Source organism: Acinetobacter sp. ACZLY 512 (genome assembly GCF_023614015.1).
In the GTDB taxonomy this organism is placed as follows: Bacteria; Pseudomonadota; Gammaproteobacteria; order Pseudomonadales; family Moraxellaceae; genus Acinetobacter; species Acinetobacter soli.
This window is the reverse complement of sequence record NZ_JAKIVI010000001.1, coordinates 415,262-428,181: the sequence shown is the minus strand read 5'-3', so window position 1 is coordinate 428,181 and position 12,920 is coordinate 415,262. Positions and strand designations below refer to the sequence as shown.

The 12,920-nt window shown below is 43.3% G+C and carries 9 protein-coding genes; all 9 read left to right on the top strand.

Features of this window, described 5'->3' with window-relative positions; all coding sequences use genetic code 11:
• Window positions 1-9 precede the first annotated feature (9 nt).
• The 9 genes from tssF (at window position 10) to L2096_RS01935 (ending at window position 12,704) form a co-directional block, all read left to right on the top strand.
• On the top strand, window positions 10-1,821 hold the full coding sequence (gene tssF, locus L2096_RS01975) for a type VI secretion system baseplate subunit TssF (protein WP_250364776.1): 1,812 nt from the start codon (window positions 10-12) through the stop codon (window positions 1,819-1,821).
• Window positions 1,785-2,783, top strand: a complete 999-nt coding sequence (gene tssG / locus L2096_RS01970; RefSeq protein WP_250364775.1) for a type VI secretion system baseplate subunit TssG — start codon at window positions 1,785-1,787, stop codon at window positions 2,781-2,783. Before tssF ends, tssG begins: the two co-directional genes overlap by 37 nt.
• Window positions 2,780-4,177, top strand: a complete 1,398-nt coding sequence (locus tag L2096_RS01965) for a hypothetical protein (protein ID WP_250364774.1) — start codon at window positions 2,780-2,782, stop codon at window positions 4,175-4,177. The genes tssG and L2096_RS01965 overlap by 4 nt, the downstream gene beginning before the upstream one ends.
• A 39-nt stretch (window positions 4,178-4,216) precedes the next feature.
• Window positions 4,217-8,038, top strand: coding sequence for a type VI secretion system membrane subunit TssM (tssM, locus tag L2096_RS01960; protein WP_250364773.1), 3,822 nt, complete (start codon window positions 4,217-4,219; stop codon window positions 8,036-8,038).
• 34 nt (window positions 8,039-8,072) lie between these two features.
• Window positions 8,073-9,032: a type VI secretion system-associated protein TagF gene (gene tagF, locus L2096_RS01955; protein WP_250364772.1), complete on the top strand. Its 960-nt coding sequence runs from the start codon at window positions 8,073-8,075 to the stop codon at window positions 9,030-9,032.
• A 2-nt stretch (window positions 9,033-9,034) separates the two neighbouring features.
• Window positions 9,035-9,799 carry an OmpA family protein gene (locus L2096_RS01950; RefSeq protein ID WP_250364771.1) on the top strand — a complete coding sequence of 255 codons (765 nt, stop codon included), beginning with the start codon at window positions 9,035-9,037 and terminating at the stop codon, window positions 9,797-9,799.
• 23 nt (window positions 9,800-9,822) lie between these two features.
• The gene (locus L2096_RS01945; RefSeq protein WP_004939535.1) at window positions 9,823-10,089 is read left to right on the top strand and encodes a PAAR domain-containing protein; all 267 of its coding nucleotides are present in this window, start codon (window positions 9,823-9,825) and stop codon (window positions 10,087-10,089) included.
• Window positions 10,090-10,226: 137 nt separating this feature from the next.
• A complete protein-coding gene (locus tag L2096_RS01940; protein WP_171063767.1) occupies window positions 10,227-11,501 on the top strand; it encodes a Glu/Leu/Phe/Val family dehydrogenase in 1,275 nt (424 codons plus the stop codon).
• Between the two features lie 225 nt (window positions 11,502-11,726).
• Window positions 11,727-12,704, top strand: a complete 978-nt coding sequence (locus tag L2096_RS01935; protein WP_076031998.1) for an AraC family transcriptional regulator — start codon at window positions 11,727-11,729, stop codon at window positions 12,702-12,704.
• Window positions 12,705-12,920 lie beyond the last annotated feature (216 nt).

Genomic DNA, 12,920 nt, shown 5'->3' with positions numbered 1-12,920 from the left:
GGAGCTGCTGTGATAGAAGAACTTTTACCCTATTATGAAAAACAGCTTCAAGAGTTTGGTCAGCAATCGCGTGAGTTTGCGCAGAAATATCCTAAAATTGCACAGCGTCTCGCGCTCAATCAAGAACAGATTGATGATCCGCATATCGAGCGCTTGATTCAGGCCTTTTCTTTAATTGCGGCGCGTATTGATAAAAAAATTACAGACAGCCACGACATTTTTACCCGCTCATTATTTGAGGTGATGTTTCCGCAATATTTGCGACACTTTCCAGCCTGTAGTGTGGTGAGTTTTGATGATCCTCAGAAACTCAAACAATTGACCGAGCCACATCTTATTCCGGCACAAACACGTTTGAAATCGCGCAGCTTTCGAGGCGTGCAGTGCGAATTTAACACCACCTATGATGTACGCTTATTGCCCATTCAACTGGCACGGGTTGAATTTAAAACATTAGACAGTGCTCGTGCACACTTGAGCCAAAATGCCAGTTTTAACTTTCATTTTGATCTTTTAAATCCGGCGCAGACATGGCTGCTTGATGAACAATTACCGATTTATCTGGACAGTATTTCTAATTTTCCGCTGCAAGTACTCGATCAGTTATTTAAAACAGAGACCCAGTTTTCGATTACTGTAAACCGCCAGACGCATAGTATTCCCAATCCATTTCAGATCATGGGCTTTGAAGAGGAGCAGGCCTTACTGCCGATTGATCACCATACCCATCATGCCTATCGGTTGTTGATGGAATATTTTTGCTTCCCAGAAAAATTCAATTATTTAAAGCTTAATCTTTCTATACTCAAGTCGTTCTTGTCGGGCCAGTCTGATTTTGAGCTATCAGTTCATCTTAAACTCAACTTGAATGATACAGCGAGCGTTCGTAATTACTCTGAACTTGACACTGAAAACTTCAAACTCTTTACCACACCGATTATCAATCTTTTTGAAAAACAGGCCGAACCACAAAAGATCAATCATCAGCAACTTGAATATTCATTGTTGACCGATGCTCATTATCCTGATGCCTATCAGGTGTATGCTATTCAAAATATGCAGATGATTCGCGAGAAAAGTAATCAGGAACAGATCACCACACCTGTTTTACCTTTTTTCGCCATGAGTCATTATCACCCTCAGACGGTTAAGTTTTTTTATGCATTGAATCAGCAAAAAATAAGCAGTTCGAGCCGGATGCAGACCCGATTTACAATTGTTTCAAAACAGCTGGAACCATTTAATACGTCTTCAGACTACGTGAGTACGCAATTGTTGTGTTCAAACTGGGACCTTCCACACGAGGTCTTGGGACAAACACACACCACGCTCAATCTAAACAACAGTACGCTGGCACGCCGTGCAACGGTTTTAAAACGACCTACCATGCCGTATCAGTTTGAACAAAATAAAAATGAGCAGTGGCGAATTATTTCGCATTTATCACTCAATACGCTGGCACTCATGAAAGGCGATAGCCTGTCGCATCTAAAGGAACTTTTAGCGCTCTACAATTTGCCACATTCTAAAGAAAATACATTACTGATTCATGCCATCAAACAAATCCAGTTTGAATTAACGCACAAGCTGGTCGAGGCCAAACCTTTTCCTATGTTTGTGCGAGGGATCAAAGCCAACGTTTATCTTGATCCTGCAGTTTTTCGTGGGCACAGCGTATATATTTTCAGTCAGTTGCTCAGTCATATCTTCAATTTAAAAGTTCAAATGAACAGTTTTGTCGATGTGGTGATTTGGGACAGTCAACGTCAACAGGAGTTATACCAATGCGTTCAGAACGTTGGTGGCAAAGCACTTCTGTAACAGAAAACCTGTTTCAGACACCTAAAAAATTCGAATTTATTCAGGCCATCCGTTTACTACGACATGTACCATTTCGCCTTAATCAGCGTCGCTGGGCATCGCATTTTTATTTTGGTACATCGTTAGAATTAGGTTTTCCTGCCACTGAAATTGAGCATCTGGCACAAGAAAATGATCGTATCGAACTGGTCAATCTGATTGTCGGCTTAACTGGAACGCAAGGCGCATTACCTTATACCTATACCAACAAAGTCAAGCGCAGTGCACGGCCTCAACGTAAAGAAACCCAAGCCTTTTTAGGCCTGTTTAACCACACTTTGTCTGCCCAGTATGTAGATGCCAGTCTGGTACATCATTTACCGCTTCGCTATGAAATTGAAGAAGAAAATCATTATTTAAAGATTTTGCATGCACTGAATGGCTATATTGCCGAGCAGCATCATCAGCCAGAGTTAGACGAATACTTCGCAGAATTTGCAGGCTTAATGCAGGGGCAAAATCATACGGCTTATGCACTCAGTACCATGCTACGTTGTATTTTTAAACAGCAAGTAAAAGTTCAAGAGTTTATTCGGGAAAAGTTTGCCTTAAACGATGCACAGAAAACTTCTTTAGGCGGACAAAACCCGAGCTTGTTGGGCGTGAATACCTTCTGTGGTGATCAAGTAGAGCAGATGGATGGCAAAATTGAGATCCAGATTGGTCCACTGCAACGTCAGGATTACTTGCGTTTTTTGCCGTCTGGTGAGCATAGCCAGCGATTAAAACAAATTTTACAAACATGGAGTAACCCGACGCTATTGGTCGATGTACGTCTGATTTTAAAACATGAAGATGTACAACCATTTCAATTGAGTTCAGTGCATGAGCAGGGGCTAGGACAAGGTGCTTTTTTGATGTCGGCAGCATCTGGGCAAGATCGTGATGACACCTGCTATGCCTTGATCGGGGTGGTTGCATGATTAAAAAAATAATATGGGTGTTGCTGGGTGTTTTGCTACTGGTTATCAGTGTAGAGATTCTTTACTGGAAGGACAGTCAGTTTGATCCAAGCAGTACCGATTTATGGCTGTATCTGTTTGTACTGCCTCTTGTATTGGGGCTTTTGATCTTAAGTCCATGGCTTCTTTATCGCGCCTATCGTGCATATCAAAATCGTCAGCAGCAAGCTTCAATGCAGCCGCAACATGCTCAGGAAATACCTGCTCAAGCCGTGCAGGCAGAAGTGCCCGAGTGGCTTAAGCTGAATGTTTTTGCCGCATCTGCCTATGCCGAAAGTGGTGAAAACACGGATATTCTTGAGGCGATTGTGGCTTATCAAAGTCCAAGTTTAGATAGTGAGCTGACCAATTCTTATGGTTTGCCTATTTTGTCATATCGCATTGCAGATTTGGTTTTGGCTGACGATGAATCGGAGCTTGCGCTTCGTCAGCAGCGAATTTATAGCTTGATTCAGCATCAACTCGAACAGCATCAATCGGTGTTTGAGTCGATTGCCGCGCATTTAAATCGTTCTGCATTATTTTATGACACACAGGAAAGTTATGACTATCGTGTTCATCCAGGTTGGAAAAATGAGCAAGCCGATACACGTGAGCTTGAATCCGCAATGTTCACGCCACCTGTACAGCAGCTCGATCGTTTAACGCTACAACTATTTTTGCCTGAAGACTTGTTACACATTTGGCAGGATGAGCATGCCAATTCGCTGATCTATGCACAGCTTACGCAGTACGGTTTAAATCCAGAGCAGCTCATGATTGAGTATCAATTTGTGAGTTCAGTTTCGGCTTATTCTAAATGGAACAGTTTACTTCGAGAAATTACAAGTAAACCAAATGAAGTGTATTGGGTGGCAGCAGTCGATTCGGAAATTGATCAGGATGTAATAGACGAGCGCTTCTGGCAAAAAGAAAATCACGTACCGGCCGAGTTTATCAGTAGCTGTTGTATAGCAGCAGAGACCGTGGTGATTGAAGGCTTAGAACCTATCAAGCATCTGAATGTCTGTAAAGCTGCTGCGCACGCTGCACTCTGTGATTTAAATCTGGAAACACATGCGCAGTATGAGGCGGAAGATCCTTTTGTGTATGTGCTTGAGCCAGCAACACAATTCAATTTGAGCAAAAAACTCGATCATTTTTTTCAACAAACTTCAATCGAGGCGCATCACTATCTCTATCCGTGCGCGCTCAGTGCCGATACTCAGCAGGTGGCAAAAATCTATGCCACGATGCTAGCGATGCAAGCAACTCTCCCGCCGCTTAATGTGGTGGTGAGTACAACAGATCACACATTAACGGTCATTCAAAATCCAGTGGCTGAGGTTGAAACCAAGGATGAGGCTGCTGCATGACCTTAACTTTTTTAATTTTAAATTTGAAATGAGAACACGATGTATACAATTTTAGGCTACTTGTGGCAGTACATCACTAATCCAAAAGCGATCATCGCACTGTCGTTGCTGGTGGCGCTAATTTCATCGTATTCATATATTCCCCAGACCATTTTCTGGATTTTGCTGGCTCTGTACGTGTTGATGTTGCTTGCATATGGCATCTACTGGTTAATTCAGCGTCGCCGACATGCCAAACAAGGAGAAGAACTGGCACAGGCGATTGAAAAAGAAATTGAAACAGAAACGCATTCACATAACAATAAAGACGAACTGCATTTGATGCAGCAACAAATGAAAGAGTCGGTTCAACTGATTCGTAAGTCTCGCCTTGGAGATAAGAAGGGCAACGCGGCATTGTATGAGCTACCGTGGTACATGGTGATCGGGAATCCTGCTGCGGGAAAAAGTTCTGCAATTTATAATTCTGGCTTAAAGTTTCCTTTTGAAGAGAACCATCAGAAAATGGTCTCTGCGGGACTCAGTGGAACGAGAAACTGCGACTGGTTTTTTTCGACTGACGGTATTTTACTGGATACCGCGGGGCGCTACTCGGTGTACTCAGAAGATCACTCTGAGTGGTTGGGCTTTTTAAGCCTATTGAAAAAAAATCGCCCGAAGGCACCTGTGAATGGACTAATTGTGATTGTGAGTATTGCAGAGCTCATTAGTCAAAGTCCTGAAAGTTCGCTCAAGCTTGCGAAAAACTTACGTGCGCGTATACAAGATCTGACCGAAAAACTTGAAGTAATTGTTCCGGTTTATCTGGTCTTTTCAAAGATGGATTTAATTGCAGGGTTCACCGAATTTTTCGATTGCTACGAGGCGCAAGAATACAATCAGGCTTGGGGCGCTACACTGCCGTATGAGCAAAACTCATCGCAAAATGCTGTGGATCTTTTTGATCATCATTACAATGTTTTGTATGAAGGGCTAAAAGGGGTCAGTACGACACATCTAAGCCGGCGTCATGCGCAAAATATTTCACCGAGCGTCATGACCTTCCCACTCGAGTTTAAAACACTTAAACCCGCATTAAGAAGCTTTGTTTCAACCCTATTTGAAGATAATCCGTACCAGTTCCAACCTGTATTTCGCGGCTTTTATTTTACCAGTGCGTTACAAGAGGGTGTGGTCGAAAGCCCGATGACCGAGCAGATTGCTCAAGAATTTCGCTTATCGGCCATTGAACATCCCGAACAGCCACACGCAACTCAATCGCAGATTCAAAATCACGGTTATTTCTTAAAAGGATTATTTTCCGATGTGATTTTGCGTGATAAAGAACTGGTCAAACAGCACATCAATCCAGCCAAAAAACGTCAGCGCCACGTTGCCTTTATTGGTTCGTTAGTGGGGGTTGCGTTAATTTTGGGGGTATGGGTCTGGTCATATCGCAATAATCAGCAATTGATTCAAGATGTGCAGGCTGATTTAAACAAAGTGGTGCAACTAGAAAAAACTTCCGGTCAGCAACTTTCAACCCAACTGGATGCACTGTTGATTTTACAAGAACGGTTGCAACAGCTTGATGAGTTTGATCAGCATCGCCCGCTCAAGTTTAGTTTTGGTTTGTATCAAGGTAATCGCTTGCGTGAGCAACTGCGTGCCGAGTATCTCAATGGTGTTCGCCAAATTGTATTGATACCTACGCAGCAAAATATTGCGCAGTATTTGCAACGTGTAAAAGGCAATGAAGAGTCGCTTAAAGGCAATCATTCAAATGTCGAGATCAAACAAGTCGCAAAAACACAGCAGTATCTCGAGCCATCAGACAGCAATCCGCAAGATGCCTATAATGCACTCAAAGCGTATCTGATGATGAGTAATCCGCAGTACCGCGAATCGAGCCATTTAAATGATCAGGTGACACGTTTCTGGCGCTCTTGGCTAGATGCCAATAAAGGTCAGATGCCGCGCGGTGAAATGATCCAAAAAGCTGAACAAATTTTATCTTACGCACTGACACTGACCACCGATTCAAATTTCCCGGTGTTACAAGCCGATAGCCAACTGGTCGATCAAACACGTCAGGTCTTATTGGCCGTAATTCGGGGAATGCCTGCGCGTGATCGTGTGTATAACGAAATTAAAATGCGTGCTGCTGTGCGTTATCCTGCATTAACTGTCTCGCAGATTGTGGGTGAAAACAGTAAAGGAATTATCCTAGGCAGTTATGCGCTCCCGGGAATGTTCACTCATAAGGCATGGACTGACTATATCGAAACCGCTATTGATGAAGTCGCCAATAAACCTACAGACACCAAAGACTGGGTGCTCAATAGTCGCCAATCGGATGACCTGACCTTTTCGGGAAGCCCAGAGCAGATTCGCAAACAATTGGTGGCGTTATATAAACAAGACTATATCGCAGAATGGCGTAAGTTTTTAAATGGTGTGCATTATGCCAAAGCCACTCAATTTAGCCAGCAAGTGAAAAATATTGATGTTTTAGGTGAACCGCAAAATTCACCGATTCGTACCTTTCTTGATCGGGTTGCAATAGAAACCAACTGGGATAACCCAGTGGTTCAGGCCGAACTGGCTGCACCGCAAAAAGGTTTTATTGCATGGTTTAAACGCAAAGTGCTTAATCGTGATGATGATAAGCTCAAGCAACAAGCCATGAGCAAAGCCCAAGGGCAGATCTCACAGCAGTATCAGATGTTTTATCAACTGGTGCGCAAACGCGATGATCAGCAAAACAAATCACTGTTAGATGAATATCTTGAAAATCTCGCGCAAGTGCGTAGTAAATTCAACGAGCTGAAAAATGCGGGTGAGATTGGCCCAAGTGCAATCACTTTGGTCAAACAAACCATCAACGATCAAACTTCGGTGTTTAATGTGACACAGAAATTGATTGATGAAAAAATCTCGGTCGGCGCAAATGAGCTGGATCAGCAGATGTTGCAACGGTTTTTAGTGACGCCGCTGACGCAGTCTTTTGACAGTCTGATTGTACCTGCACAAGACGAAATTAATAAATTATGGACCATGCAGGCCTATCAGCCATTTAGTACCAATTTAAGTCAGAAATATCCGTTTAATTCATCGGCTACCTTGCAGGCCACCAATGCTGAAATCGGGCAAATTTTTGGTGAAAGTGGCAGCATTGCGCGCTTTGTTAAAGAAAATCTGGATCCGCTGGTGATTCGACGTGGCTATACACTGACCTCAAAAACATGGAAAGACTTGGGCATTAGCTTAAATCCTCAGTTTGTGATGAATTTCCAGCGTTATGTTGCGCCGATTAATGGCATGGCAACAGGCGAATTAAATCAAACGCCTGCTGCTGCACCAGCGGCAGCTCAGTCTAACTTCCAATTTTATCCATTACCGAATAGCCAGTTCAGCTCGTATACGATTGATATCGATGGCCAGCGTATGACCTACGAGAACGGTATTCAACAGTGGGTCAATTTTGTTTGGCCAAATCAAGGTGCAATACCGGGTGCTCGTATTACAGCAGTCGATTTACAAGGAAAAACCCATACCATTTTTGATGAGCCGGGTGAGTATGGCATTAATCGACTGATCGACCGTGCACAGCGCAAAGAGCAAAATGGTAGTTTTGAGATGACGTGGAAAAGTAAAACCGATCCAAATCTGATGGTCAAAGTGAATTTCAGACTCATCAGCGGTAATCACTCTGGCAATATTGGCTCAAGCCGTGGTTATACGGGCTTACAACTGGTCGATAAAGTCACCACCACCAAGGCGGTTCGTGTAGTGGCTGCTCAGCAAGCACCCACTGTACCTTCAACCAACAATACACCAGCTGCTGGGGCACAGGCACCAGCGACGGGAGCACGCCCATAATGAGAAACAACCAGTCTGACATAGGGAGGAATGTATGCAGCACGTAAATACCACTCCCTTGTATTTTGGTAAAAGTCCAGCACGTGGCGACTTTCTAAAAAGTAAAGGACAGCCCTCACTGCTCCAATTGATTGATCAATGGATCACGGAGGCACTGGAAAATGCAATGCAATCGCCTGAATTCAAAGCTCGCTATGCCGATTTTCCAGCGCTGGACTTTTTTATTGCCAACCCACAGGAAAAGATGTTTCTGGCTGCCAATCTGATTACCAGTCAGGACAGTTCTGGACGTGCTTTTCCAATGGTGCTGGGTCAATTGATGGATGTTGAGCAGCCTTATCAGAATATCTTGTTTGCGCCGTATCGCTACAAAATGCTGCTGGTCGATTTGTATCAAAAAAACAAGGTGATCAAAACCATACGTGAGCCGGGCATGTTGCTGGACAAACTCAATCAACTGCCAGCACAGGCACAGGTTTTTACTGCTGAGGAGTATGCAGGATTTTATGAAAACCACACCATGCATTCATTTGCACAACTGATGAAAATGAATGTATATCAGCTGGCACAAAGCATGATTGGTTTGGGTTTGTTGCTGCAACCGATTTTAAAAAATGGAACCAAGCAGCTAAATAAGGTGTTGGTTCTGCCGCTCAATAATCCGATGTATTGCTATGAAATTGCCGCTTTTTGGGTCAGTTTAATTGGGCGTTTTCTAAAGCAAGACAACACCGAAGTGTTAATTGGATTGTTGCATCGTGAGCAGCCGGTACTTTTGTTTGGGTTTCAAGGTGCCGACATACTGGCACTAAGTGATCTGTTTGTGCAAAACATGCAAAGTTCACATTGGGTTTCGCTGGTTGAAGCCCAGTGGATTGACCGCTACCTTGAACAAAATGCGGGACTGGCCACCTTGGAGCAATCGCTGTGTCAGCGGCAATTGAGCCTGTCACAAGGCTTGAAGCTCTTTAGACAAACATTTTTAGATGAATAATCATGAAAAAATATAACTTACGCAGCCTGAAATTTGGATTATTGCTCAGTACGCTTGTCGCAGCTTCACCTGTCTTTGCAGAGCCGATTGTGGTTGAAGGCGTGGTGTCTAACGCCGCCTCAAAACAAGCCATTTTGCAAAAAATGCAGGCTGTTTATGGAGCTGATCAGGTGATCGATAAAATTCAGGTTCGTCCGGTCAATGCACCAAATGGCTGGAGCGATTCAGTCACTCAAGTGATCAGTCCCGATCTGAAAAAAGTCAAGCAGGGCAAACTCACTGTGCGCGGCACTCAAGTTGAATTGACGGGTAAAATGACCAATCCAAATGACATCCAACCCACTATTCAGCAGTATCAAAATTTGGTCCAGCCACCGTATCGATTCAACTCACAATTAACGGTAAATCAGGCTGAACAAAAAATTGTCGATGATGCGTTAAAAAATCGGATTATCGAATTTGAATCAGGAAGTGCAATTTTAACGGCTTCTGGTCAGCAAATCTTAGACGAAATGGCAGCAGCACTGAAAAAAGTGGGCGGTAAAAAAGTCAAGATTATCGGGCACACCGATAGCTCAGGCGATGCCGGTAAAAATCTGGTTTTAAGTCAAGAACGAGCGGGCGCAGTAAAAAACTATCTACTTACGAAAGGTTTATCCAGTGATAATTTAAGCACTGAAGGTTTAGGTTCAAGCAAACCGGTGGCAGATAATACGACAGCTGAAGGACGACGCAAAAACCGACGCATCGAGTTTGAGGTGCAATAAGAACAACACATACAGGAGGATTTATGGCACTACCATATATTACCATTGGCTCACCAACTACAGGCGGCGGTAAAGTGATCACCGCCAACGCAGGTTTTTTAATTGAGGGAAAGGCGGTTGCATGTGTCGGTGATAAAGCCACTTGCCCTAAACATAAAACAGTTGCGACCATTGTGGCTGGAGACAATCATATGCTGATGATGGGTAAAGCGATTGCCCAACATAATTCAGCGCTGTCTTGTGGATGTAAATGCATTGCCAATCAATCCTTAACCGTGGGAAATAACTAAAAATTAAATTTTCCAGCCCTTGCTTTTTAAATTAGAAGAATCATATTAACAATGAATGATGCTATTTTTTGTGAACTTAAAAATAGCATCGAAGTATTGGGTTACCGATTAAAAAATACAAAATAAAGGATAATGAAATTATGTCGCTTTCTTATGAAAATGAAAATAACGGTGCATGGCAAACCTATCTGGCTCAAGTAGACCGTGTGACGCCATATCTTGAAGACGCTTTGGTGCCCTATATTCATACATTGAAGCGCCCTAAACGCGCTCTGATTGTCGATGTGCCGATTGTTATGGATGATGGTTCCATTCAGCATTTTGAAGGTTATCGTGTACAACACAATTTATCGCGAGGGCCAGGCAAAGGCGGTATTCGTTATCATCCGGATGTTGAGCTCAATGAAGTCATGGCTTTGGCCGCTTGGATGACTATCAAAACCGCAGTATTGAATTTACCGTATGGTGGCGCCAAAGGCGGGATTCGGGTTGATCCTAAAAAACTGTCTAGCCGAGAGCTGGAACGCCTAACCCGACGTTTTACCAGTGAAATCAGCCCAATTATTGGGCCTCAAAATGATATTCCTGCGCCCGATGTAGGCACAAATGCCGATATTATGGGCTGGATGATGGATACCTATTCAAGCATCAAAGGACATACCGTCACAGGTGTTGTTACAGGCAAACCAGTTCATCTGGGTGGCTCGCTTGGGCGCGTAAGGGCTACGGGCCGCGGCGTATTTGTGACAGGGCTAGAGGTCGCCAAGAAAATTAATCTGCCAATCGAAAACAGTCGGGTCGCTGTACAAGGCTTTGGTAATGTAGGCAGCGAAGCAGCATATCTGTTTCATAAATCCAATGCACAGGTGGTATGTGTACAAGACCATACGGGCACCATCTATAACGAAAACGGACTCGACATCAAACAGCTACAAGAGCATGTGCTTAAAACCTCAGGCGTGGCTGGATTTCCTGGCTCAGAAAAAATCGACGATGACGCTTTTTGGCACATCGATATGGATATTTTGGTTCCAGCCGCATTAGAAGGGCAGATCACGGCAGAGCGTGCCCAGACCTTAAAAGCCAAGCTGGTACTTGAAGGCGCGAACGGACCGACTTATCCAGATGCAGATGATGTACTGGTGCAGCGCAATATTATTGTGGTGCCGGATGTACTTTGTAACGCTGGTGGTGTAACGGTCAGTTATTTCGAGTGGGTGCAGGATATGTCGAGTTACTTCTGGACAGAAGCCGAAATTAATGAGCGGCTCGACAAGCTGATGATTCAAGCCGTAGCAGATATCTGGCAAAAAGCGCAAGATAAGGTCTGTACTATGCGTACCGCCGCTTATATCTTAGCCTGTGAACGCATTTTAAAAGCACGTAAAGAGCGAGGAATTTTCCCCGGTTAAGCTGTTCAGTGGAGGCAGTGATTTATACTGCCTTCACTGTTTTGAGTGAAGTTCCAAATATCGATTTTTTGGGTTTTTTGTACACAGATTTGGAGTATACTCAAATTGAACTTGCCCAGTTTAGGGCAAGCAACCAGATGATGGATAATCTGGAACTGTATGCCATCTAAAACCATGGCACATAAATTGCTGTAAAACAATAAAGGTTAGCTAGGTGAAAAGGATATGCTGTCACTCAGCCAAGAGATGGATCTTAATCATTCTTCACACAAGGCGGAATTTGCCCATCATTTGATGTCGACCATTTGTGGCGAACATCGTCTCGACACCACGTGTAAAGATACGCTGAATTTTCATTATGAAGGGATGCGTTTGCCGTACCGTAAAATGGCGCTTGGTAAAATTAGCTATGGGGCCAATGTTGCAATCAATACCTCACAACTGCGTGCTTATAGCATCAGTTTACCTTTTGAAGGCAAGCAAACGTTAAATGTGCGCGGTGAAACCTATTTTTCAAATCGAGATAGCGGCTTAATTGTGTCTAATGCAGAACTGCAAGATTTGATGATCGATAAAAATTGTAAAAAATTTCAGGTGGTGATTCCAGAACAAAGCCTGAATTCCGTGCTGTCCGAACTGGTCAAACAGCCAATCGATAAGCCAGTATTGTTTAATCCCGATATGCATCTTGGAAACAACCCATATATTGCAGCGTGGTGGAAAAATATTGAAACATTTTTACAGCTTAAGTCGCAGTATGCGGGTTATGGTCTGCAACTTTGGTCTGAAGATTATGAAAACTTTTTGATTAAATCGTTGTTACTGTCACAGGAAAACAATTATAGCGAGCGGTTGCGGCAGCAATCCTATTTACAAGAACCCGATTATATTCGACGTGTTCGTCACTATCTGGTTGAACATGCGCATGAAGCGATTTCTACTGATGAATTACACCATTTAGCAGGCGTATCAAAATCGAAACTCTATGAAGAATTTCAACATTATTATGGTATGAGTCCGCTGGTGTATTTGCGCAAATATCGCCTGCAACAGGTCCGAAAAATTCTGACGGCTTCTGCGCATAAAAAAGTCTCGATTTCAAAACTGGCGTATGATTGGGGATTCAATCATTTGGGACGCTTTTCACAAGAATATCGTGATGAATTCGGTGAAAGCCCGAGCGAGACGCGAAGTAAACTTTAAAACAGATTCATTTAATTGATTTTACAAGCCCAGATTTTCTGGGTTTTTTATTGAAAATAAAGTCATGGTCTTATTTTTTATATTAGTTAATTCAACAGCGTAATTCGTATCTTTATAACGATTTCTAATGATCTGTTCGGTTTTCATTGACCAATGCATTCTCTCGCACTGGATGGATAGTACTCGCAATTTTTGGACAGACGACAACCCGTATTC

Coding starts and splice junctions, on each gene's coding strand:
- tssM (WP_250364773.1), top strand. CDS start 4,217: ATGTATACAATTTTAGGCTACTTGTGGCAGTACATCACTAATCCAAAA.
- tssG (WP_250364775.1), top strand. CDS start 1,785: ATGCGTTCAGAACGTTGGTGGCAAAGCACTTCTGTAACAGAAAACCTG.
- L2096_RS01945 (WP_004939535.1), top strand. CDS start 9,823: ATGGCACTACCATATATTACCATTGGCTCACCAACTACAGGCGGCGGT.
- L2096_RS01950 (WP_250364771.1), top strand. CDS start 9,035: ATGAAAAAATATAACTTACGCAGCCTGAAATTTGGATTATTGCTCAGT.
- tagF (WP_250364772.1), top strand. CDS start 8,073: ATGCAGCACGTAAATACCACTCCCTTGTATTTTGGTAAAAGTCCAGCA.
- L2096_RS01935 (WP_076031998.1), top strand. CDS start 11,727: ATGCTGTCACTCAGCCAAGAGATGGATCTTAATCATTCTTCACACAAG.
- L2096_RS01965 (WP_250364774.1), top strand. CDS start 2,780: ATGATTAAAAAAATAATATGGGTGTTGCTGGGTGTTTTGCTACTGGTT.